This is a genomic window from Serratia sp. JUb9, assembly GCF_014298095.1.
Classification (GTDB): Bacteria; Pseudomonadota; Gammaproteobacteria; order Enterobacterales; family Enterobacteriaceae; genus Serratia_B; species Serratia_B rhizosphaerae.
The window spans coordinates 1,844,890-1,866,558 of record NZ_CP060416.1 but is presented as its reverse complement, the minus strand read 5'-3'; the positions used below and the strand labels follow the sequence as shown (position 1 = coordinate 1,866,558).

At 61.6% G+C, this 21,669-nt stretch carries 21 protein-coding genes and 1 tRNA gene; 3 read left to right on the top strand and 19 right to left on the bottom strand.

The features are described from left to right. Positions 1-166: 166 nt before the first annotated feature. The 8 genes from HF675_RS08755 to HF675_RS08720 all read right to left on the bottom strand — a co-directional run bounded on the left by HF675_RS08755 (position 167) and on the right by HF675_RS08720 (position 9,109). Positions 167-1,600 carry a 6-phospho-beta-glucosidase gene (locus tag HF675_RS08755; RefSeq protein ID WP_111736798.1) on the bottom strand — a complete coding sequence of 478 codons (1,434 nt, stop codon included), beginning with the start codon at positions 1,598-1,600 and terminating at the stop codon, positions 167-169. A 12-nt stretch (positions 1,601-1,612) separates the two neighbouring features. Beyond that, positions 1,613-3,508 carry a glucose PTS transporter subunit IIA gene (locus HF675_RS08750; protein ID WP_105231786.1) on the bottom strand — a complete coding sequence of 632 codons (1,896 nt, stop codon included), beginning with the start codon at positions 3,506-3,508 and terminating at the stop codon, positions 1,613-1,615. 242 nt (positions 3,509-3,750) lie between these two features. Then, positions 3,751-4,671 carry a LacI family DNA-binding transcriptional regulator gene (locus tag HF675_RS08745; RefSeq protein ID WP_105231787.1) on the bottom strand — a complete coding sequence of 307 codons (921 nt, stop codon included), beginning with the start codon at positions 4,669-4,671 and terminating at the stop codon, positions 3,751-3,753. Between the two features lie 205 nt (positions 4,672-4,876). Next, the gene (locus HF675_RS08740; protein ID WP_105231788.1) at positions 4,877-5,200 is read right to left on the bottom strand and encodes a PTS lactose/cellobiose transporter subunit IIA; all 324 of its coding nucleotides are present in this window, start codon (positions 5,198-5,200) and stop codon (positions 4,877-4,879) included. Then, positions 5,200-6,591 carry a glycoside hydrolase family 1 protein gene (locus HF675_RS08735; protein WP_187044431.1) on the bottom strand — a complete coding sequence of 464 codons (1,392 nt, stop codon included), beginning with the start codon at positions 6,589-6,591 and terminating at the stop codon, positions 5,200-5,202. Before HF675_RS08735 ends, HF675_RS08740 begins: the two co-directional genes overlap by 1 nt. A gap of 14 nt (positions 6,592-6,605) precedes the next feature. Further along, on the bottom strand, positions 6,606-7,928 hold the full coding sequence (locus HF675_RS08730) for a PTS sugar transporter subunit IIC (protein WP_187044430.1): 1,323 nt from the start codon (positions 7,926-7,928) through the stop codon (positions 6,606-6,608). Then, positions 7,925-8,248, bottom strand: coding sequence for a PTS sugar transporter subunit IIB (locus HF675_RS08725; protein ID WP_054307116.1), 324 nt, complete (start codon positions 8,246-8,248; stop codon positions 7,925-7,927). Before HF675_RS08725 ends, HF675_RS08730 begins: the two co-directional genes overlap by 4 nt. Positions 8,249-8,479: 231 nt before the next feature. Beyond that, a complete protein-coding gene (locus HF675_RS08720; protein WP_105233431.1) occupies positions 8,480-9,109 on the bottom strand; it encodes a hypothetical protein in 630 nt (209 codons plus the stop codon). 76 nt (positions 9,110-9,185) lie between these two features. Here HF675_RS08720 and HF675_RS08715 point away from each other — a divergent pair, with 76 nt between their 5' ends. Continuing rightward, positions 9,186-10,142, top strand: coding sequence for a LysR family transcriptional regulator (locus HF675_RS08715; RefSeq protein WP_187044429.1), 957 nt, complete (start codon positions 9,186-9,188; stop codon positions 10,140-10,142). On the opposite strand, the gene alkB is transcribed toward HF675_RS08715, so the two are convergent. The 10 genes from alkB to citC all read right to left on the bottom strand — a co-directional run bounded on the left by alkB (position 10,120) and on the right by citC (position 19,739). Beyond that, the gene (alkB, locus tag HF675_RS08710; protein ID WP_105233433.1) at positions 10,120-10,767 is read right to left on the bottom strand and encodes a DNA oxidative demethylase AlkB; all 648 of its coding nucleotides are present in this window, start codon (positions 10,765-10,767) and stop codon (positions 10,120-10,122) included. The two genes, HF675_RS08715 and alkB, sit on opposite strands and share 23 nt — an antisense overlap. A gap of 115 nt (positions 10,768-10,882) precedes the next feature. Continuing rightward, positions 10,883-11,578, bottom strand: coding sequence for a 4'-phosphopantetheinyl transferase (locus tag HF675_RS08705; RefSeq protein ID WP_187044428.1), 696 nt, complete (start codon positions 11,576-11,578; stop codon positions 10,883-10,885). 96 nt (positions 11,579-11,674) lie between these two features. Beyond that, entirely contained in the window at positions 11,675-12,904 is a 1,230-nt protein-coding gene (gene agp / locus HF675_RS08700) for a bifunctional glucose-1-phosphatase/inositol phosphatase (protein ID WP_187044427.1), read from the bottom strand. Positions 12,905-13,045: 141 nt separating this feature from the next. Beyond that, complete coding sequence (locus HF675_RS08695) at positions 13,046-14,509, bottom strand: anion permease (protein WP_111736792.1); 1,464 nt, start codon at positions 14,507-14,509, stop codon at positions 13,046-13,048. Positions 14,510-14,534: 25 nt separating this feature from the next. Then, positions 14,535-15,425, bottom strand: a complete 891-nt coding sequence (gene citG / locus HF675_RS08690; protein WP_187044426.1) for a triphosphoribosyl-dephospho-CoA synthase CitG — start codon at positions 15,423-15,425, stop codon at positions 14,535-14,537. Continuing rightward, positions 15,403-15,951, bottom strand: a complete 549-nt coding sequence (gene citX, locus HF675_RS08685; RefSeq protein ID WP_187044425.1) for a citrate lyase holo-[acyl-carrier protein] synthase — start codon at positions 15,949-15,951, stop codon at positions 15,403-15,405. The genes citG and citX overlap by 23 nt, the downstream gene beginning before the upstream one ends. A gap of 3 nt (positions 15,952-15,954) precedes the next feature. Then, complete coding sequence (gene citF / locus HF675_RS08680; RefSeq protein WP_105231796.1) at positions 15,955-17,460, bottom strand: citrate lyase subunit alpha; 1,506 nt, start codon at positions 17,458-17,460, stop codon at positions 15,955-15,957. Then, entirely contained in the window at positions 17,457-18,377 is a 921-nt protein-coding gene (locus HF675_RS08675) for an aldolase/citrate lyase family protein (RefSeq protein WP_187044424.1), read from the bottom strand. Before HF675_RS08675 ends, citF begins: the two co-directional genes overlap by 4 nt. Further along, positions 18,361-18,669 (bottom strand): citrate lyase acyl carrier protein, encoded by a 309-nt coding sequence (gene citD, locus HF675_RS08670; protein ID WP_187044713.1) that lies wholly within the window; start codon positions 18,667-18,669, stop codon positions 18,361-18,363. The genes HF675_RS08675 and citD overlap by 17 nt, the downstream gene beginning before the upstream one ends. Continuing rightward, positions 18,669-19,739, bottom strand: a complete 1,071-nt coding sequence (gene citC / locus HF675_RS08665; protein WP_187044423.1) for a [citrate (pro-3S)-lyase] ligase — start codon at positions 19,737-19,739, stop codon at positions 18,669-18,671. The genes citD and citC overlap by 1 nt, the downstream gene beginning before the upstream one ends. A gap of 306 nt (positions 19,740-20,045) precedes the next feature. Here citC and dpiA point away from each other — a divergent pair, with 306 nt between their 5' ends. Next, positions 20,046-20,732, top strand: coding sequence for a two-component response regulator DpiA (gene dpiA, locus HF675_RS08660; protein WP_105231799.1), 687 nt, complete (start codon positions 20,046-20,048; stop codon positions 20,730-20,732). Between the two features lie 162 nt (positions 20,733-20,894). Then, positions 20,895-20,970 (top strand) — tRNA-Asn (locus HF675_RS08655). A gap of 323 nt (positions 20,971-21,293) precedes the next feature. Here HF675_RS08655 and HF675_RS08650 read toward each other — a convergent pair. Then, complete coding sequence (locus HF675_RS08650; RefSeq protein WP_187044422.1) at positions 21,294-21,596, bottom strand: hypothetical protein; 303 nt, start codon at positions 21,594-21,596, stop codon at positions 21,294-21,296. Positions 21,597-21,669 lie beyond the last annotated feature (73 nt).

The window sequence follows — 21,669 nt, the reverse complement described above, 5'->3', positions numbered from 1 at the left end:
CACATGCTAATCACTATAGCCCAGACTGTTTCATCTGCACCACGTTTCGCGCCGGCCAGAATCCCGTCGTTTTATGCCGTTATCACCACCGGGAGATAAAAAAACCTGCCGCCGGGGCAGGTTTTTCAGTATGACGTCCGCTACCAATAGCGAGGTGGCTCCACGATTAAAGGGTTTCACCGTTAGAGGCAATCACCCCCTGATACCAGTAGAACGACTTCTTGCGCGAACGTGACTGATCGCCGGTGCCGTCATCATGTTTGTTCACATAGATAAAGCCATAGCGTTTGCTGTACTGGCCGGTGGTAAAGGAAACGCAGTCGATGCAGCCCCACGGCGTATAGCCCAGCAGCTCCACCCCGTCATAGCTGACGGCCTTGCCCATTTCGGCGATATGCGACTTCAGGTAGTCGATGCGGTAATCATCATTGATGCTGCCGTCGTCTTCCACCTTGTCGTAGGCGCCGAAGCCGTTTTCGACGATAAACAGCGGCTTCTGATAACGCTCATACAGCTCGCACAGCGCATAGCGCAGGCCGACCGGGTCAATCTGCCAGCCCCAGTCGGAGGCTTTGACGTGCGGATTCGGTACGCTGCCCTCAAAGCCGGAAATGGCGTCACCCTCGCCGCCGGCGGCCTGCACCGCGTTGGTCATGTAGTAGCTGAAGCCCAGATAGTCGCAGCAGCCTTCGCGCAGAATCTGCTCGTCGCCCGCTTCCATCCTGATGTTGAAGCCGCGTCGCTGCCACTCGTTCAGTACGTAGGACGGATAATAGCCGCGCAGCTGCACATCGGTGAAGACATAGCGTTCGCGCATGGATTCCTGCGCATACATCACATCTTCCGGCTTACAGGAGAACGGATACAGCGGCACCATCGCCAGCATGCAGCCGATCTTCATCGCCGGGTTGATGCGGTGGCCGATTTTCACCGCCAGCGCGCTGGCGACAAACTGGTGGTGCAGCACCTGATACATGGTCTCTTCAGGATTATCATGTTCGGTGTACACCACGCCGGAGCAGCAATAGCCGAACAGCGGCGCGCGCCAGTTGCGCTGGTTATTGATCTCGTTGAAGGTCATCCAGTACTTCACCTTGTGTTTGTAACGTTCAAACACCACCTCGGCGAAGCGGACAAAGAAATCGACTACCTGACGGTTGGTCCAGCCGCCATACTGCTGCACCAGATGCAGCGGCATTTCGAAATGCGACAGGGTGATGACCGGCTCAATATTGTGCTTGAGCATCTCGTCGAACATGTCGTCGTAGAAACGCAGCCCCTCTTCATTCGGCTCAGCCTCATCGCCCTTGGGGAAAATGCGCGTCCAGGCAATCGAGGTGCGGAAGCATTTGAACCCCATCTCGGCGAACAGTTTGATGTCATCTTTGTAGTGATGATAGAAATCCACCGCCTCATGGTTCGGGTAATATTTGCCCGGCACCACTTCCTGGGTGATCTCGCGTGGCACGCCGTGCGCGCCGCCGGTCAGCACATCACAAATGCTCGGGCCTTTGCCGCCCTGATCCCAACCACCTTCAACCTGGTGTGCGGCAACCGCGCCGCCCCAAAGAAAATCCTGCGGAAATACGCTTTTCATCATCGCTCCTGTTTGTTACCCAATCTGCATAACCGGCTGCCCGCAGGCAACCTCTCTGTTTACGTCCAGCAGGCGCACCGCAAACTCATCGCTGTTCAGCACCACAAACGGCGTGGTCACGTCATACCCCGCCGCTTCTATCGCCTGCTGCTCAAAGCGGATCAGCGGGTCGCCCGCTTTCACCTGCTGGCCCACCGCCACCAGCGTGTCAAAATGCTGCCCCTGCAGCTTGACCGTATCCAGCCCGACGTGGATCAGCAATTCGGCGCCGTTGGCGCAGGTCAGCCCGACCGCATGCCGGCTGTCGATCACCGAGGAGACCACCGCGTCGCAGGGCGCCAGGATCTGACCGTCCACCGGGCGGATCGCCACGCCTTCGCCCAGCAATTTCTGCGCAAAGCTGGGATCGTTCACCTGCTCCAACGGCACATAATGCCCCGCCGCCGGGGACAGCAGCGTCACCGCCTGCGGCTGCGCCGCCGGCTCATCAGCCGCAGGCGTTTCTGGCGTCTTTGGTGCCGCAGGCGCCGCGCCGCCCGCCGCCAACGGCGGATCGTCAAAGCCCACCGCGTACACCATCGCCATGGTGCTGATTATCGCCGTAGCAACGCCCGCCAGTTCGCCGATAAACGACATCGGGTTCTCCGGGCTGATAGCGTTTACCACGGTCAGCAGGCTGGGTAATCCAGCATAAGCATAGTAGTAACTGCCGAAGAAGCTGGTGACCAAAGCGCCCAGCGCGCCGCCGATACAGCCGCAGATAAACGGCTTTTTCAGGCGCAGGGTCACACCGTACAGCGCTGGTTCAGTAATGCCGAACACGCCAGTGACGCCGGCGGAAAGCGCGGTAGTTTTAAACTGCGGGTTGCGTGATTTAAAGCCGACGGCCAATGCCGCCGCCATCTGCGCCACCACCGCAATGGTCTGGAAAGCCTGAAAAGAGTCGCGGCCGTGCGCATCAAAGTTGGCCATCACCACCGGCGTAATCCCCCAGTGCACGCCGAAGATCACCACCATTTGCCATACGCCGCCGATCAGCGCGGCGGCCAGCGCCGGCGCGGTGTCAAACAGCCAGTTGTAGCCGCCGGCAATGGCGAACGCCGCCGAACTGGTGATCGGGCCGATCAGCAACAGCGTAAACGGCACCATAATCAGCATGCAGACCAGCGGGGTAAATAATTCGTTGACGACGTCGGGGATCGCGCGGCGGGCATATTTTTCCACGTATGACAGGCACCAGATCATAAAGATCGGCGGCAGCACCGACGAGGTGTACACCGTTTCCGCCAGCGGCAGGCCGAGGAAGTGGATCGCTTCGCCCTGCGCGATACGCGCGGCGATGGCGCCCCACTCAGGATTAATCAGCGCGCAGCTGCACAGCACCGCGATAAAGGTGTTACAGCGGAAAAAGCGCGACGCGGTAATGGCAATCAGCACCGGCAGAAAGGCAAACGGCGTCCAGGACATAAAGTTGAGCACCTCGAAGGTGCCGCCGTTCGCCAGCTGCGGCGCAAAATGTCTGGCGACGATCAGGCCGCCCTGCAGGATGCCCGCCGCCGCCAGCACAAACACGATCGGCGCGAAAATCGCCGACATGGAGCCGATGACCGCGTCCAGCAGCCGGACTTTCGCGCCTTCGGTTTTTAGCTGGCTCTGATCGACCAGGCCGGAAAAAGCGTCAAACACCTCCGCCACATGTACGCCGATCACCACCTGAAACTGTCCGCCGCTCTGCACCACCATGATGACGCCCGGCAGCTGTTTAATCCGCTCCGCCGCCTGCGGCGGCGTCTCCTTCAGCACCAGCCGCAGACGGGTGGCGCAACGGGTAAAACTGACCAGATTATCCTGCCCGCCGACCTCCGCCAGAATATCGCCGGCCAACTGGGCATAGTTTCTTATTTTCGTCATTATTTTAATACCTTATCGTAAAGGTTATGACTTCCGCCTACGTGTTTCTCAAAAATGAAACCGGTTGCAGAATAAGTGGGAGGCTTCTTTTCTGCAACCGGTTTCAGTGAGAAGTGTGTCAGGGATAACAGTTTGCGGCGCGCGGCCATGAGCGACGGCGGCAGAGCGGCGTCGCTGCGGGAGACACAAAAAAATAGCGGGGAGAAACGGCCGCCCGCCAGAACGACGGGGGCTGCGGCGCGTCAGCGCGCCGTCAGGCTGCCGCGCAGTAAACCAGGCTCTTCTGCGCCGCTCAGCAGCGCCAGCGCACGCTGCGCCAGCGCATCCAGCGAATACTCAATCGACGGCACCGTCGGCGCGCCGGGCCACTGCAGCGAACCGTCCAGACTGAACACCATCACCTGCGCCGGCACCTGACGCTGATACTGCGCCAGCACCGTCAGCGCCTCCTGCGCCTGACAGTCGTCGGTCACCAGCAGCGCATTAAACGGCATCGTGCTGTTGAGCAGGCGCTGCAGCGCAATGCGCGTCACCGCTTCGTCTTCCACCACCAGCTGGCGGTTATAGGGGATAAGGTGCGTTTCCAGCGCGTGGCAATAGCCCTGCAGCACCTGTTCGGCGGCGTCGCCGGCGGCAAAGTTAATCAGGGCGATCTGCCGCCGCTGCTGGCTAGCGAGGTAATGCACCGCGGTTTCTGCCGCAAACTGGTGGTCAAAACCCACGCTTTTCGCCGTGGACGCGGTGACGCAGTCCAGACACACCGTGCTGTCCGGCAGCGGCGGCAGCGCAAAACGCGCGCCGACCACGATCAGCGCATCGCACCAGCCGCTGCTCAGCTCCGCCGCCGCGGCCGCCAGCGCGGCGGCGTCGTTGGCGAAACGCAGCAGCAGATGCTTCTGCTGACGGCTCAGCTGCTTCTCCAGCGCCTGGAGATAACCGGTCGCCTGCTGAATATGTTCCGTGGCGCAAATCACGCCGATACAGCCGGTGCTCTGGCTGGTGAGCGACTGGGCGACGGCGTTCGGACGATAGTTCAACGTTTCCACCGCCCGCAGCACCGCCTGCCGGCTCTCTTCCTTTACCCCGCGACTGCCGCTCAGCACCCGGGACACCGTGGCTTTCGATACCTGCGCCAGGCGGGAAACATCATTGATATTGGCCATAACTGCGGGTCTTCCTGCTGATAGAGAAAAACGGGCCGGCGGCCCGCTACAGACGACTGATAAAGCCAACTATTAGGGAGAGCGTGACGATGGGGTCGTAGCGGCGTAAGCCGCCGAAGCGCCCCTCGTTACGCTAGGCCCGGGTATCACGAATCATCAGACGACGTTGTCATCAACCTCAAACGGGCCGGCGGCCCGCTAGTGATTATCCCTGAGCCGATGGCCGTTGTCGTTGATAAAGTTCGACCATTTCGGCAATCAGTTCCCGCGCCAGTATCGCATTCATCAGATGATCCTGCGCATGCACCATAATCAGCGTCATCGGCGTTTTGCCCTCACCGCCGTCCTGCTCAATCAGCCGGGTCTGCACCCGGTGTGCGGCGCGGGAAAACTCATCGGCCTGCTGCAGCTGCGTCTGCGCCAGTGCAAAATCGCCGTCACGCGCCGCCTGCAGCGCGCTGAAACACAGGCTGCGCGTCTGGCCGGCATTAACGATAATCTCCATCACCGTACTTTCCAAATCGTCCATCAGCGTTGCTCCTCAAAACCGTTGGCGGCGGCGGTTGCGGCGAACCATTCGCCGCTTTTCTTGATAGTGCGCTGCTGGCTCGCCAGATCCAGCTGCACAAAGCCATAGCGGTTCTTGTAGGCGTTGCTCCATGACCAGTTATCGATAAAGGTCCACATATGGTAGCCCAGGCAGCGGCTGCCCTCGCTGATGCCCCGGTGCACCCACTGCAGATGCTCGCGGATAAAATCGATGCGGTAGTCGTCCTGAATCTGCCCGTTCTGCTCAAAACGCCGTTCATCCTCCACGCCCATGCCGTTCTCGGAAATAAAGCAGCGTGGGTTGCCGTAGTTTTCCCGCAGGTTGGTCAGAATATCGTAGATGCCCTTTTCGTAAATCTCCCAGCCGCGGTACGGATTCATCTTGCGGCCTGGCATCGCATAGTGGCTGAAAAACCACTCCGGCATAAACGGACTGTCCGGATTGACCAGGCTGTCGCGGCACTGAATGCGGCGCGGCTGGTAATAGTTGATGCCCAGCAGATCCACCACGCCCTGCGCCAGCAATGCGGCGTCCTCCGCCTGGCATGGCGGCAGTTGGTCATGCTGACGCAGCAGCGCCACCAGCTCCTGCGGGTAGCTGCCGCGCAGCGCCGGGTCGAGGAAACTGCGGTTAAACATCAGATCGGCAACATGCGCCGCCTGCACATCGGCCGGGTTGGCGGAGCGCGGATAGGAAGGCGTCAGATTGAGGATGATGCCGATCTCCCCGTCCTGCCCGCGGGCGCGGTAGTTCCGCACCGCCAGCGCGTGCGCCAGCATGGTGTGGTAGGCCACCGTCGCGGCGCGCCTGAAGTCCACCACGTTCGGGTAGTGGAAGTCATACAGATAGCCGCCCTCCACCGGCACAATCGGCTCGTTAAAGGTAAACCAGTGCTTGACCCGGTCGCCGAACAGGCGGAAACAGACATCGGCAAACTCGGCATAGGCCTGCACCACTTCACGGCTTTCCCAGCCGCCCTGCTGCTGCATCGCCAGCGGCATATCAAAGTGAAACAGGTTGATAAACGGCGTAATGCCCTGCGCCAACATCTCGTCAATCACCTGGTTATAAAACGCCACCGCCTGCGGATTAACCTCGCCGCGCCCCTGCGGGATCAGCCGCGCCCAGGAAATGGAGGTGCGGAAACTGTTGTGGTTCAGCCGTTTCAGCAACGCGATGTCATCGCGCCAGCAGCGGTAGAAATCCGAGGTTTGCTGCGGGCCGACCTGCTGGTGAAAACGCTCCGGCTGCAGCCGGAACCACTCGTCCCAGATGGTGGCGCTTTTGCCGAAACTGAGGCTCTCGCCTTCACTCTGCGGCGCCGAGCTGGCGCTGCCCCACCAGAAATCTTGCGGGAATGCATATTTCATCACGACCCCTTACGTCAGGAATTAACGGCGGCTTCTCCGCCCTGTGGTTGTTGTTTTTCCTGCTCCTGCTTGAGCAGCGTGCGCTCATAAGCCTTCAGGAACGGGTAATACATCAGCGCCGACAGCACCATGCAGAACAGGCACATCAGCAGCGGGCTTACCGCCCAGTTCGCCGCCCATGAGGCGCCAATCGGCGCCGGCGTGGTCCACGGCGTCAGCGACACCACCTGCGCTACCCAGCCCAGTTTGGTGGCGATATAGGCGAAGGTGGCGTTAATCATCGGCACCAGAATAAACGGCAGGAAAAACACCGGATTCATGATGATCGGCGCACCGAACAGAATCGGCTCGTTGATATTGAACACGCTGGGCACCACGCCCATCTTGCCGATACTGCGCAGATGCGCCGCCCGGCTGCGCAGCAGTAAAAACGCCAGCGGCAACGTAGAGCCGACGCCACCGATCAGCAGGTAGTGGTCCCAGAAGCCCTGCAGGTAGATATGCGGCAGCGGCGCGCCCGCCGCCAGAGCGGTCTGGTTCAGCGCCAGGTTGGTCATCCAGAACGGGTTCATGATGCCGGTGACGATCAGCGCGCCGTGAATACCGGCGAACCACAGCAGTTGGCAGATAAACACGGAAATCAGGATCGCCGGCAGCGAGTCCGAGGCGGACACCAGTGGCTGCAGCAGATGCATAATCGCCTGGGGAATGATCATGCCGGTGTAGCTCTGCACCAGCAGATTAAGCGGATGCAGGGTGGCGACGATCGCCACCACCGGGATCAGGATCTCAAACGATCGCGCGACGCCAGTCGGCACCTCCTGCGGCAACCGGATGGTGATATTGTGCCGCTTCAGCCAGGCGTACAGTTCACCGGCATACAGCGCGGTAACGATAGCGGTGAAAATCCCCTCGCCGGAGAAATACTGCGTATCGATCACGCCGTCGCGGTACGGCGCCGCCACCAGTAAAAACGCCATCAGCGCCAGCAGGCCGGTCATGATCGGGTCCAGTTTATGGTGCCGCCCCAGACTGGCGCCGATCCCCACCGAGATAAAGAAAGTCATCACCCCCATGCTGAGGTGAAACGGCAGCATCAGCTGTTCACGGTATTGCAGTGAAAAATTCAGCCAGCCGCGGGCGAACGCCCAGCTGCTGTCGGCGGAGAACGGCGGAAAGATAAACACCAGCATAAATGAGCCGATGATCATAAACGGCAGCGCGGAGACAAAGCCGTCGCGGATGGCAATCACATGGCGTTGCTGGCCGACGCTGCCGGCCAGCGGCGTCACCTTCTGCTCGATAAGGTTGACCATCGCCTGATAGAGAGAGGTCATGCCGGCTCTCCCTGCTGCGCGATCAGCGCCAGGGCGAAATCCAGCACCTTATCGCCGCGCTGCATGCCGTAATCCATCATATCGATCGCCGCGACCGGAATGCCCTGCTCCGCCGCGCGCGCAGACAGCGCCGGCAGCATATATTTCACCTGCGGCCCCAGCAGCACCACCTGATAGCGGCTGAACTGCTCATCAAATTCCCCCGCGCTATAGGCGGCAATCTCCACCGGCAGATCGCGGCTGGCGGCCTCCGCCGTCATTTTCTTTACCAGCAGACTGGTCGACATCCCCGCAGAACAGCAAAGCATAATTTTCTTCATTGTTATTACCCCAGTGATGGTTGGATGCATTTCTCACCGCCATTGGAAACGATATGGAAACCGGTTTCCAACACCAATAAAAAGGAATGAGAGCGTTCTCAAGCATCAGGAATAAAATAAGGGAAACGGCGTGAGGCGGCTCACAAGTTACGCAAGCGGCAGGCATGGCGGCATAAAAAACCCGCAGCACGTGCTACGGGGCAGAAAAATTACCGGCGAAATGTCGCGCCGTTATCTGAGATCGTAATAAACCACCAGTTGGCCTTTTTTCATTTTCAGCGCGCTGATGGTCACCTCACCCAGCTCAGCCAGCGAGCGCACGTGGGTGCCGCCGCAGCCGTAGGCCGGCAGATCGCCGAAGCCGACCTGGCGAACGCCGTTTTCCTGCCGCTGACGGCGCGGTAAATCGGCGGCGATCAGGCGCGTCAGCGCCTCCTGCAGCCATGCCTGCTCCAGCGCTTTCACACCGTCGCCGGGCATAAAGGTAATGCGCCCTTCCCCCGGCCAGTGATGCGCCTTCACCGGGCGCCAGCCCTGCGTTTCCCCCAGATAGCCGATCAGATGGCCGGCGGAGTGCCAGCGCGCATGCAGTACCCGCAGCCGGCCGTCGACCTCGATATCGATGGCGCCCGGCGGCTGCGGGCGCGCCACCACGTGCAGAATATCCTCACCGCGCGGCACCAGCCGCAGCAGCGGTTCGCCGTTCAGAGTGCCGCCGTCGGCCGGCTGTCCGCCGCCCTGCGGATGAAACAGCGTAGCATCCAGCTCCAGCGCATAGTTGCCGTCCTCCAGCGGCTGGCAGGCCAGCACCTGCGCCTGCAACTGCAGTGCATCGCTGTGATAGTAATGTCGTTCTGTCATCGTTTATTCCCCGGTTAATTGACCCTGCACCCAGTATATTCATGTCATAATCAGAGGATAATCCGTTATCAGAAGAATGGACTTTTGCGCTGTGATCACAAATCAAGCCACCGCATTACTGGCCGAGATGGCCGTATTCGTCCAGGTGGCGGAAAGCGGCAGTTTCTCCGCCGCCGCCCGCCAGTTAGGCGCTTCCCCCTCGGCCGTCAGCCGCAGCGTCAGCAAGCTGGAACGGGCGCTGGCGCTGCGCCTGCTGCACCGCACCACCCGTAAGCTGCGCCTGAGCGAGCAGGGAGAAACCGCCCTGCAATACTGCCGGCAGATGCTGGCGGCGGCCGACGCGGTGCTCAGCCTCAGCGGACAAAACGACGCCGAGCCGGAAGGGCTGGTCAGCATCAGCGTGCCGAAAGCGGTCGGCCGCTTTGTGCTGCACCCGCATATGCCGGCATTTTTGCAACGCTACCCCAAGGTGGACGTGCGCCTGCGGCTGGAAGACCGCTATATGGATTTGATTGACGACGGCGTGGATCTGGCGCTGCGCATCACCGACAGCCCGTCGCCGGGGCTGATCGGCCGTAAACTGATGAATATTGAGCACCTGCTGTGCGCCACGCCGCACTATCTGGCGCAGCACGGTACGCCGCAGCAGCCGCAGGCGCTGACGCAGCACAGCTGCATCTATCTGGGAGAGACGCCGAACGACGCGCGCTGGCGCTTCCGCCGGGCAGGCAAAACGCAGATGGTCAACGTGCGCGGGCGCTATGCCGCCAACCACACCGGCGTGCGGCTGGATGCGGTCAGACAGCATATCGGCATCGGCAGCCTGCCGTACTTTACCGCCCGACAGGCGCTGGCGGACGGTGAACTGGTGCAGGTGCTGCCGGACTGGGAGTTTCTCAGTAACTATCGCGGCGGGCTGTGGCTGCTGTATGCGCCGACGCCGCACCTGCCTGCCAGGCTGCGGGTGTTTATCGACCATCTGGTCGCCTGCCTGGCGCAGCAGCCGCAGCTTACAGCGCCTTGCGCAAAGTGATGTTGATGCGGTGCGATCCCACCAGCGAGTGGTAGCCCTCCTTCACCGGTAAAATACCGTGGAAACACAGGCGCGACGGACCGCCCCACACCACCACGTCGCCGTGCGCCAGCGGAATACGCCGCGCCCGGTCGCTGCGCTGCAGGCCGCCGAACTGAAACACCGCCGGCAGCCCGAGCGACACCGATACGATCGGCGCGCCGAAATCGCGCTCGTCTTTATCCTGATGCAGCGACAGCTTGCTGCCGGGGTCGTAACGGTTAATCAGGCAGGAGTCCGGCGTAAAGTGGCCAAAGCCGGCCTGCAGCGCAGCCTCGTCCGCCAGCGCCAGCAGAATGGGCGGGATCGCCGGCCAGCGGCGGCCGCTGCCCGCGTCGCGTTCGGCGTAGCGGTAGCCGCGGCTGTCGCTGGTCCAGCCGTTGCCGCACCAGCTCATCGCCACCGACATGGTATAGCCGCCGGGCGTGGTCAGATGCCGCCACGGCACCTGCGCCACCACGCCGCGCACCGCCGCCAGCAGCTCGGGGCCGTGGTCGCGGACAAATCCGTGCAGCACCACCGCGCCGGGCGCTATCTCCTCACGCCACGGCGCCGGCAGCGCGTCTTCAAAAAGGTCGATCGTCATCGCCAACACCTGTTTATTTAAACAGTGTTTATTTAAACAGTGTTTATTGTAGCGGCGAAAATACGCTTGTCCAGCGCCGCCGCAACCGGCGGCGAAATGCATTTAGTTGATTGATTTAAAAGAAAATAAATGTTGTTACGTTGTCACCATCAAGCGTAAAGCGTCCGCCAAAACGCCGCCCGGCCGGGCACTGCGGCGTTAAATCCTGCAGCAGCGCCAGCGTAAAGGTCTGCGCCTGCGGATCCAATGCGACGATCTGCGCATCGAGAAAATCAAAGTAGCGCTGCACCTGCGGATAAAGCGCCTTGAACAAGCTCTCTTTGGCGGAGAACGTCAGCGTCAGCGACAGGTTGAACGGCAGCGGCTGTTGCCGCAGCCACGCCTGCTCTGCCGGATTGACGATCCCACTCCACAGTTGCTCGGCGCGCTGCATCGGCATCTGCGTTTCCACATCCAGCCCGACGCCGCCGCTATCGGCCGCCGGCGCGACGGCGCACAGCGCGGTATCCGCGTTGTGGCTCAGCGCGCCGACGATACCGTCAGGCCAGACCGGCGCGCGATCGGCGCCGCGCGCCACCACCCGTTGCGGATGCCCCAACGCCTCCAGCGCCTGGCGCGCCAGCAGACGCCCGGCCAGATACTCCGCGCGGCGCTTCGTCACCGCCGCGGACAGATGGTCGGGGAACGGCAGCGCCGCCTGTTGCCACAGTGCGTCATGGTAGGCCGTCAGGCTGAAACGGCCGCGGATAACCCGGCCGGGAAAGTCGCTGACCGGCAGCCAGCAGATATCGGTAAGAAACGTAGTGAGCACGGCGGTTCCGCAGTTTAGGATCGACGGGGAGCAGTGTAATGCGAGTGACGGGCGGGCGTACAGCCCCTCTCTCGCCGGAGAAAGGGGCGATGGCCGTTACAACATTGTTTTCATCGCTTTTTCAAAGTCGCTCCAGCTGCAGAAGCCGTCTTTATCGGTCGGGCAGCCTTCCAGCGCCATCGTCACCCGCTGCGGCGGATGCTGCAGCGTCAGCTTATCGGCGTTGCGCAGCTGCTCGGTGGACTGATAGACATACTCAATCTTCAGCAGGTCGCGATCGCCCTGCTTATCGTGCCAGCGCTGGAACACCAGCTTGCCGCCGATCGGCGTTTTTTCATACTGCTGCGGCAGCTGATAAGGTTTGAACTGCATCGCCGACAGCAGAGAGGCGATATTGGAATCATGCCCCACCAGCACCGTCAGTTTGGGCGCCTCGCCCTTCTCCTTACCGATCAGCGCCGAGCTGATGTAGGTCAGCAGCGGCTTGGCGACGTTCTGCGCCACCACCGTCGAAGTGAACAGCGAATCCTGATAGCCGTCTTTCAGCTGCGCCAACTGCCGCCACTGCTCCGGCGTGGTCACCTTGCCCCACGCCACCTGATCGGCCGGGAAGCCCTCGTAATACTGCAGCATAAAGGCGTCCACCAGCGAGTTGCCCACCCGCAGCGGGCCGGCGACGCCCGGCTCTTTACCCGGCACCGCGCTCATGGTGCTGGTTTCTGCGGTCAGGTCGCACTGCTTGTCGGTTTTACAGGCGCTGGAGTCGGCGTAGTCGGTGATTTTCGCCAGCTGCCGGTAGGCGGCATCCAGCTGCAGCGAGTGCAGTTTGTCGTTCATCGCCTTCAGCGCCTGCTGGTTAAACTGCTTGCTGTTATCGGTAATAATCGGGTTAAAGGTCGGGTCCATAGTCCCCATTTTATCCTGATGATGCACCGCCACGTCACAGCCCGGGAACGCGCCGTTGGTAAAGAACTGCGCGGTGGCCACCGTGCGCTGCAGGCTGTTGGCGTACACGTAGACGCTGCCCGGTGTCGGACAGCCCTGCTGCGGCAGCAGGCCGGCCTGCTTCAGCCAGGCGTTGAAATAGTGCCCCATATACACTTCCAGCACCCCGCCCTTGGTGGTCAGCTCACCGCCCGGTGTATCCCACTGCGGCCAGGCCTGCGGCGTTGAGTTAGCCAGCACGCTGCCGTTGTTGGCCAGCGGCGCGCGCAGGTTGTGGCGGCTCATCACCAGCACCTGCTCCAGCTGATAGTCGGCGGTTTCCGCCAACGCCGAGGCGGAAAACAGCAGCGGCAGGCAGAGCAGCATCTTGTTTTTTTTCATCGCGAAGGGTCCCTGTTGTGTGTGTTTTTAATCAGTTAGCCTGACCGGACATCATGGCGGGGTTCGGCAAAAAAAGGTGTGAGGAGGGTCACGCGCGGCGCAATACAGCGGCGGCCCGCTAACGGGCCGCCGGCATCACGCTTAATACCACAGGCTGAGGATCGGCCAGCCGATCAGCAGCAAGGCGGCGATATACAGCACGCCGAGGATCGCCCCCAGCCGCCAGTAGTCTTTCGACTTCACATAGCCGCAGCCGTAGATGATCACCCCCGGCCCGGTGGCGTACGGCGTCAGCACGCCCATCAGGCCGATCGACAGCACCAGCAGAATCGACAGCTGCTCCATCGGCACGCCCGGCAGCCCTTTGCCCACCGCCAGAATCACCGGCAGCATGGTGGCGGTATGGGCCGACAGACTGGCAAACAGATAGTGGGCGAAGTAGAACACCAGCACCAGCGCCACCACGGTCATCGTCGGCGAGAAGTCGCTCAGGTGGGTGCTCATGGTGGTGGCGAACCAGTCAATAAAGCCGGAGCGCGTCAGGCCGTTGGCCATCACCACCAGCGTCGCCAGATTCACCAGCGTATTCCAGGCGCTGGAGTATTGGGTGATCGCCTTCCACGACACCACGTGCAGCGCCAGCATCAGCGACACCGCCAGCAGGCACACCGCCGTGGCGTTCACCACTTTACCGCCGAACACCCACAGGCACAGGCTCAACAGCACCAGGCCGATCAGCGTGTACTCCTGACGGCTCAGTTTGCCCATCTCCGCCAGCGCGCCGTCGGCCCAGCCGGCCACCTCGCTGCTGTGGGTGACGCCCGGTTTATACAGGTAATAGGAGAGCAGCGGCGCGACAATCAGCAGCACCAGCCCCACCGGCAGAAACGCCATAAACCACTGCATCCAGCTGATATGTACGCCGGCGATTTTGCTGACAAACTCAATCCCCAGTACGTTCGGCGCCGCGCCGGTGACGAACATCGACGAGCTGAGGCTGGTGCCGACCACCATCATCCACATCAGGTAGCCGCCGATGCGCCGCGACGACGGATCATTCGGGAACGAGTCAAACAGCGGCGGCAGGTTTTTCACCACCGGGAACACCGTGCCGCCGGTGCGCGCAGTGTTGGACGGAGTAAACGGCGCCAGCAGGATATCGATAATCACCACCGCATAGCCGAGCGTCAGCGTCCGCTTGCCCATAAACTTCACCAGAAACAGCGCGATGCGCCGCCCCAGCCCCGTGACCTCGTAACCGAGCGCAAAGATGAATGCGCCGAACACCAGCCACACCGTGGTGCTGGAAAAGCCGGCCAGCCCCCACTTCAGCGCCTCTTTGCCGGCCTTAAAGCCCGGCCCGGCCAGTTCCTGCGGGCTGAACAGCACCCAGGGCGCAGCCAGCACGCCCACCGTTACCGCAATAAAGCTGATGGCGGTCGCCGGGATCGGCTCCAGGATCATGCCGATAATCATGGCGACAAAAATGGCGAAATAGCGCCACGCCTGCGGCGGCATACCGGCAGGCGCCGGTATCAGCAGCAGGATCGCCAGCACCACCAGCGGCGCCAGCGCCTTGGCGAATTTTTGTTTCAACGGACTCATAGAGGTTCTCCTGAACGCAGCATTATTATTCCTGTAAGGCCGGTGGCGATATCTGCGCCAGCAGCCAGGTGACTATCAGCAGGTCGGCGCAGCCGCCGGGGCTGAGATGACGGGCCGTGCACTCGGCGTCAAACTGGCGCAGCCGCGCGATACCGTCTCTGCCGCCGGCGCCGCCCTGTGCCAGCAACTGCGCCGCGCGCTGCTGCAGCCAGCGCAGCCCGGCCATGCCGCCGCGCGCGGCGACATTGGTATCGCCGTTGTGCGCCATCAGCCACAGCAGGCAGTCCTGCAGCGCGCTCTGCGCGTTATCGCCCTGCCGCAGCCGCCGCAGATAGCGTGGTAATGCGCCGTGCAGCACCAGCGGGAAGCCGGCTTCGGCCTCGCCGCGCGCGCCGCTCAGGCCAAACCGGCGGTACAGCCGCTGGCCGGCGCTCTGCCCGGCGTTGTTGCGCTGCAGCTCGCGCACCGTCAGCCCCTGGCAGATAGCCGCCACCTCCGCGCACAGCGCAGCGGGCGTCGGCGACGACAAACGGCCGAACGCGCAGCACAGCAGCCCGAGCGCAAACACGCTGCCCTTGTGGGTGTTGACCCCGCCGGTGACGTGGAACATATGGTTTTCGCAGGCCAGACCAAGCGGCCGCAGCCGCGCCAGCACGCGATCGGCCGGCAGCGCCGCGTCCTGCCGCCCCTGACGGATAAAGCGCGGCAGCCAGACGCCGATGGCGCGCGCGCTGCGATAGAAATGGCCGATATGCATATCCTGATGCGCCCCGTTGTTGTCGCGGTCGACCAGTCCGGGCTTCGGCGTCAGGTTGACCTCGGTCAGCAAGGCGCGATAGGCATACAGGGCAAAGCGCCGTTCAGCCGCAGACAGCGGCGGCGGACTGACGGAACTAGCGGGCAGCGAGTGCAGCATTGAGCGTCTCCTCCATGGCGGCCAGCAGCCGTTCAACGTCGTGGCGGCGCTGCCGCGCACAGACGCGCGCCGGCCGATCGCACAGCAGACAGCGCCGGGCAGGCAGCCCGCCATCGTCGCGCGACAGAATGCGCCCCTGCGCGTCCAGCACGTCGATATCCCACAGCCGCCCGGCGGGATGCATATCCTCCAGCCGGATGCAGCACTGTTTCACCTGCCGTGCCGCCGCCTGCAGCGACAAAAAACCTTCGCCGCCGCTGGGCAGCCCCTGCACCTCGGCGCGCAGGCAGCGCCACCCCTGCCGCCGTTGCTCGGCGCGCAGCGCCTGCCAGCCGAGATTGAAGATGCGCCGCGTCAGCGGGCTGTCTTTCAGCGCGCCCGGCGCCAGCGGCGTCAGCACCACCAGCGTCGCCGGATGGCGCGTCAGCCAGGCCTGCTGACGGTCGCGCCGCCGCTCGCGGGCGGCGAGCAGTTCCGTCAGGCCGACGGCGCGGTTGGCGGCCTGTTCGGGGGGGAGGATCGTCATACGCTACTCCGCCACCTGACGCACCACGTCAATCACCGAACCGTCGCGGTAGCGCACTACCGCCACCACCTTGTCGCTGAAGGCGATCGGCTGCGGTTCACCGGTCAGCGTCAGAGCGCGCTGGCGCAGCCAGCCGATATCAACCACCGCCAGCCCGGCGTCGCGCAGCCGCTGCGCCAGTTCCGGGCGCGCCGGGTTGACGGCAATGCCGTGATCGGTAACCAGAATGTCGATGCTGGATCCCGGCGTGACGCAGGTGGTCACCTCATCCACCAGCGTCGGGATGCGCCCGCGCACCAGCGGCGCAACGATAATCGCCAACCGCGCGGCGGCGGCGGTGTCGCAGTGGCCGCCGGAAGCGCCGCGCAGCACGCCGTCGGAACCGGTCAGCACGTTGACGTTGAACCCGGCGTCAATTTCCAGCGCGCTCAGCACCACCACGTCGAGCCGATCCACCGCCGCCCCTTTCGAGGTCAGGTTGGCGTACTGATTGGCGCTGATTTCGATATGCTGCGGGTTGCGCGCCAGCGAGCCGGCCGCGGCGCGGTCAAAGCTCTGCACGTCCAGCAGTTTGCCGATCAGCCCCTTCTCGTGCAGATCCACCATGGTGGAGGTGATGCCGCCGAGCGCAAAACCGGCGCGCACGCCGCGGGCGCGCATCTTGTCTTCCAAAAAGCGCGTCACCGCCAGCGACGCGCCGCCGGTGCCGGTCTGCAGCGAAAAACCCTCGCTGAAGTAGCCGGAGGCGGCGATCACCTCGGCGGCGCGGCGGGCGATCAGCAGTTCGCGCGGGTTGGAGGTCATGCGGGTGGCGTCGGCGCCGATCTTGTCGGCATCCCCGACCCGCTCCAGCTGTACGATCAGATCGACCCGATCCTGCGCCAGGCTGGCGGGATGATGCGGGTACGGCACCAGCGCCTCGGTCAGCAGCACCACGGTATCGGCGTGCTGCGCATCCACTTTGGCGTAGCCGAGCGAACCGCAGCAGGCGTCGCCGCTGTAGCCGTTGGCGTTGCCGAACTCATCGCAGGCCGGCACGCCGAGAAAGGCGACGTCGATATGCAGCTCGCCGGACTCAATCAGGTTGACCCGCCCGCCGTGGGAATGAATCTGCACCGGCTGTGCCAGCAGGCCGCGAGAAATCTCTTCCGCCAGCGGGCCGCGCAGGCCGGAGGTGTAAACACGGCTGACCACGCCGTGGCGGATATGCTCCACCAGCGGCGCATGGCACTCGCTGAGCGAACTGGAAGCCAGCGTCAGGTTGCGAAAGCCCATCGCCGCCAGCGTGTCCATCACCTGATTCAGCGTCAGATCGCCGCCGCGAAACGCGTGGTGGAACGAAATGGTCATGCCGTCCTGCAGGCCGCTGCGGCGCACCGCCTCCTGCAGCGAGTCGCAGCGCTTTCTGTCGCGCGGTTTGGCCGCCTGCTGATTGGCTTTTGAACTCTCCTGATAGACGGCCAGGCCGGCCAGCTGCTGCAGATCGATCGGACCTTGTTGACGTTTCATTGCGCCTCCCCGCTGTGCGTTGCTTCTTCACGAATGCCGGACAACGCCGCGCGTTGCAGCACCAGACGCGCCCGCTCAATCACCGGGCTGTCGACCATCTTGCCGTTCAGCGACACCACGCCGCGCCCTTCACGCTCCGCCGCTTCGGCGGCATTCACCACCCGCTCGGCGTGCGCCACCTCTTTGGCGCTCGGCGCGTACAGGTTGTGCAGCAGCTCTATCTGCCGCGGATTGATCAGCGACTTGCCGTCAAAGCCCAGCTGCTTGATCAGTGCCGCCTCCTGCAGGAAACCGGCCTCGTTGTTGGCATCGGAATAGACGGTATCGAACGCCTGAATGCCGGCCGCTCTCGCCGCCTGCAGAATCGAGCAGCGGGCGAACAGCAGCTCAATCCCCTCCGGCGAACGTTCGGTGCGCAGGTTGCGTACGTAATCTTCCGCGCCGAGCGCGATGCCGATCAGGCGCGGCGACGCCTGAGCGATGGCAGCGGCGTGGGTGATGCCCGCCGCCGACTCAATCGCCGCCAGTAGCCCGGTGCTGCCCTGCGGACGACCGCACGCGCGCTCGATGGCGCTGATTTCACGCTCCATATCCAGCACGTCCTGCGCGCCGTCGGTTTTCGGCAGCCGCACCACGTCGGCGCCGCCGCGCACCACCGCCTGCAGATCCGCCAGGCCGTAGGCGGAATCCAGCGCGTTGACCCGCACGATGGTTTCCACCTCCTGATACAGCGGGTGCTGCAGCGCGTGGTACACCAGACGGCGCGCCGCGTCTTTTTCCCGCAGGATCACCGAATCTTCCAGATCGAACATCAGCGCGTCGGCCTGATAGATAAAGGCGTTGCTGACCATTGCCGCGTTGGCCCCCGGCACAAACAGCATGCTGCGGCGCGGACGGGATTTACTCAGCGTTTTCATCGCTCACCTCCCAGGGCAGTTGGCCGTCGTCGCTGGCGCGCATCAGCGCGGTTTCCAGCCGGGCGCACAGCACGCAGTCCAGCGCGCCTTTGTCGTCGACCATCACCTGTACCGGCTCGACGCCGTACTGGTTCAGCACCTGCAGCAGCGTGTTGCGGATCGCCGCGCCGAACTGTTTTTCCACGCTGCTGGCAATCAGCAGGTCATGCTGCGGGCCGTCGCAGGGCGCGATGCGCACCATCACATCGCTGGATTCCAGCGTGCCGGCCATTGCTTCTCGGATTATCTTCATCATTCACCTGATTGTGCGGACTCAAATTCCGGCGACGCCGCGTTAGACTGGCGTCGTGCCTGCAGATCCTGCAGGTAGTAAAGGGTGTCTTCCGGCACCAGCGGCGCGGCGGCGTGGAAATCGCCGGCGGCCAGCAGTTTGCGAACCCAGGAGGCGGAGATGGCGGTGCCCTGATACTGCAGCCGTTCAATCTCCACCAGCTGGATCGGCGGGCTGGACAGCGCCGGCGTTTCCAGCCAGTGGCGCATATCGCGGTTATATTTCGCCGTGACGGCGCAGAAAGGCTCATTGCCGACAAACCGGTGGGTAATGCCCAGCGCCGGCGCCAGATACTGGCGGAAGATTTTTAAATCGATTTCGGTGTAGCAGTCGTCGGCCACCCCCTGCTCCTTGATGAAGTAACAGGGGAAGGTGGCGCGCGAGATCACATACTGCGAACCTTCGTGTACCGTCAGGTTGGCGATGTCGCGGCTGCCCTGCATCACCAGCCGGCGCCGGTCTTCATAGGGAAAACGCGAGGTGTCTTCACGCACCAGAAACAGGTGCAGCCAGTCGCACTGTGCGGCGGCGCGGCGGATCAGATACTGGTGACCGCGGGTGAACGGGTTGGCATTCATCACGATACTGCCGATCACCTCGCCCGGCCGGCGCTGCGTTGCCAGCCGCGCCGCATAGCGCTGCAGGCGGCACGGACTGTCCTCCATCAGCACCACAATGCCCGGCACATCGGCGATCGGGTAAAAGCCGCACTGGCGGAACAGGCCTTCGTTTTGCGTTTTGGTATAGATAAACAGCTGACTGTGATGGCGTTCGTACGCCAGGTTGACCAGCTCGGTCGCCAGCGACAGCGCCAGCCCTTCGCCGCGTAGCTGCGGGCTGATGGCAACACATTTAATAATATTGCCGGCGATGCCGCCGCAGGCCATCAATTTATCGTTCTGCGTAACGGTAATAAACACTTCCACCGTCGTATCAATATTCAGGTCATTGGCACGCAGAAATGCGCGAATATCGGCAATGGCCTGATGTTCCGTTCTGTAGACTCGATTAAATATGGCGCCCGCCAACATAACTCGCTCGCTAATATAACAATTCAAATACAAACACCGGGTAAAGTTAACAATCAGGTAAAATAACACCTTAAAAACCACCACCTTACGCCGGAGATAACAATAAAGAGGTAAGCTAAAAATTATGGTAAAGGGAATTATTGCGGCAATAATTGACCTAATTCACAAAGCGTTGGCGATTAATAAGTTATTTAATGGTTTTTATTTACTTAATTATTTTTATCGTTTTTATTGATCTGGCACGGCGCTCCAATGCCAGAAGATCCATTACCTTCAGCTTAAGCGTTATTTCATCAGGGGGAGCATATGGAATGGCTGAATATCTTAATCGTTGAGGACGAAACGCCGCTGGCGGAGATGCACGCCGAGTTTATCAGGCAGCACGGCAACTGCCGGCAGATGTGGCTGGCGGGCAATCTGGCGCAGGCGCGCGCAATGTGCGAACGCTTTAAACCCGATCTGATCCTGCTGGATAACTTTCTGCCCGACGGCCGCGGCATTGAGCTGCTGCGCGAGCTGACGCTGCAGGGCTACGGCGGCGGCATTGTATTTATCACCGCCGCCAGCGATATGGATACGGTAGCCGAAGCGCTGCGCTACGGCGTGTTCGACTATCTGATTAAACCGCTGGCCTACGACCGGCTGGCGCAGACCCTGCAACGCTTCAGCCAGCGGCGGCAGGCGCTGAAGGGCAAAACCCGCGTCAGCCAGCAGCGCATTGACGAGATGTTCAATACCTATGCCCGCAGCGAGCGGCAGGCGACGCTGCCGGCGGGCATCGACGCGCTGACGCTGACCAAGGTGCGCGAGCTGTTCGCCGACCCGGCCATCCGCCACACCGCCGAAAGCGTGGCGCAGCAGCTGGGGCTGAGCCGCACCACCGCCCGCCGCTACCTGGAGTTTTGCAGTGCGCACCAGCAGCTGACGGCGGAGATGGTATACGGCAAGGTCGGCCGGCCACAGCGGATTTATCGCGGCGTCGCCGCATCCTGACGGCTGCGCCCCGATACAGGGCCGGCATTTTGGCGGTGAAATGCGCTAAATCTGCAAAAAACTCAAGCAATTGCGCATTCTGTAAGCAAACGGTCACAGAATGCGTATTCCCCCTTTGACATGCCCGCAGCGGCTCGCTATGATTCGCCCCGTTCACACGATTCCTCTGTAGTTCAGTCGGTAGAACGGCGGACTGTTAATCCGTATGTCACTGGTTCGAGTCCAGTCAGAGGAGCCATATTTAGAGAAGCCCGCTTAAGGAAACTTAAGCGGGCTTTTTGCTTTGGGGGATCGACTAGACGGTGGTGGATATAGTGGAACGGTGTGGACCGGAGAAAATGGTAAGAGTTGCACTCCTGGCCCGAAGAATCACCGGGCGTACTGTGGTTATCTATCAATGAAACGTCTATTCCTCCCTATAATAGGAGCGGTTCCTTCCCCCGAAACAGGGCAATAGCCAGCTCCCATCCTCTGTACCATTATTATTCTCCTCCTGAGTGATAACAGACTTGCCAAATCCGTAGACTATTCCCTTGAAAATACTTTTCATTTCTAACTCAATTACGTAAACAGCAATGAGGAAAGCCCTAAAATCATTACGATACTCATTATCAGCTGAGTCAAGACAACAAAAAATGCAAGAGCACCAAGCACTGTGATTTTTCTACGAAGGATGAACGTAATACCGGAAAGAACAGCGCCGAACAGAACCGTTTTAAGTATGTAAGACAACGGCACTATTGCCGTATGGCCTGTATGTATGCCTGCCAGACCAATAAGACCGATAAACAGGCCTCCGCAAAAAAAATATCCCCAGAACGTCATTGGCAAACTTAGTTGTCCCGTTACCAATTTTTTCAACACAATTGCATCCCTTTTATAATGTAGTGTGTTTAAGTTTTCACACCTAATCATCTTTACTGTAAACTTGCACTTC

Excerpts from the sequence above, each read along its gene's own strand:
- HF675_RS08755 (WP_111736798.1), bottom strand. The coding sequence starts at position 1,600 with ATGATGAAAAGCGTATTTCCGCAGGATTTTCTTTGGGGCGGCGCGGTT.
- HF675_RS08750 (WP_105231786.1), bottom strand. The coding sequence starts at position 3,508 with ATGACGAAAATAAGAAACTATGCCCAGTTGGCCGGCGATATTCTGGCG.
- HF675_RS08745 (WP_105231787.1), bottom strand. The coding sequence starts at position 4,671 with ATGGCCAATATCAATGATGTTTCCCGCCTGGCGCAGGTATCGAAAGCC.
- HF675_RS08740 (WP_105231788.1), bottom strand. The coding sequence starts at position 5,200 with ATGGACGATTTGGAAAGTACGGTGATGGAGATTATCGTTAATGCCGGC.
- HF675_RS08735 (WP_187044431.1), bottom strand. The coding sequence starts at position 6,591 with ATGAAATATGCATTCCCGCAAGATTTCTGGTGGGGCAGCGCCAGCTCG.
- HF675_RS08730 (WP_187044430.1), bottom strand. The coding sequence starts at position 7,928 with ATGACCTCTCTCTATCAGGCGATGGTCAACCTTATCGAGCAGAAGGTG.
- HF675_RS08725 (WP_054307116.1), bottom strand. The coding sequence starts at position 8,248 with ATGAAGAAAATTATGCTTTGCTGTTCTGCGGGGATGTCGACCAGTCTG.
- HF675_RS08720 (WP_105233431.1), bottom strand. The coding sequence starts at position 9,109 with ATGACAGAACGACATTACTATCACAGCGATGCACTGCAGTTGCAGGCG.
- HF675_RS08715 (WP_187044429.1), top strand. The coding sequence starts at position 9,186 with ATGGACTTTTGCGCTGTGATCACAAATCAAGCCACCGCATTACTGGCC.
- alkB (WP_105233433.1), bottom strand. The coding sequence starts at position 10,767 with ATGACGATCGACCTTTTTGAAGACGCGCTGCCGGCGCCGTGGCGTGAG.
- agp (WP_187044427.1), bottom strand. The coding sequence starts at position 12,904 with ATGAAAAAAAACAAGATGCTGCTCTGCCTGCCGCTGCTGTTTTCCGCC.
- HF675_RS08695 (WP_111736792.1), bottom strand. The coding sequence starts at position 14,509 with ATGAGTCCGTTGAAACAAAAATTCGCCAAGGCGCTGGCGCCGCTGGTG.
- citG (WP_187044426.1), bottom strand. The coding sequence starts at position 15,425 with ATGCTGCACTCGCTGCCCGCTAGTTCCGTCAGTCCGCCGCCGCTGTCT.
- citX (WP_187044425.1), bottom strand. The coding sequence starts at position 15,951 with ATGACGATCCTCCCCCCCGAACAGGCCGCCAACCGCGCCGTCGGCCTG.
- citF (WP_105231796.1), bottom strand. The coding sequence starts at position 17,460 with ATGAAACGTCAACAAGGTCCGATCGATCTGCAGCAGCTGGCCGGCCTG.
- HF675_RS08675 (WP_187044424.1), bottom strand. The coding sequence starts at position 18,377 with ATGAAAACGCTGAGTAAATCCCGTCCGCGCCGCAGCATGCTGTTTGTG.
- citD (WP_187044713.1), bottom strand. The coding sequence starts at position 18,669 with ATGAAGATAATCCGAGAAGCAATGGCCGGCACGCTGGAATCCAGCGAT.
- citC (WP_187044423.1), bottom strand. The coding sequence starts at position 19,739 with ATGTTGGCGGGCGCCATATTTAATCGAGTCTACAGAACGGAACATCAG.
- dpiA (WP_105231799.1), top strand. The coding sequence starts at position 20,046 with ATGGAATGGCTGAATATCTTAATCGTTGAGGACGAAACGCCGCTGGCG.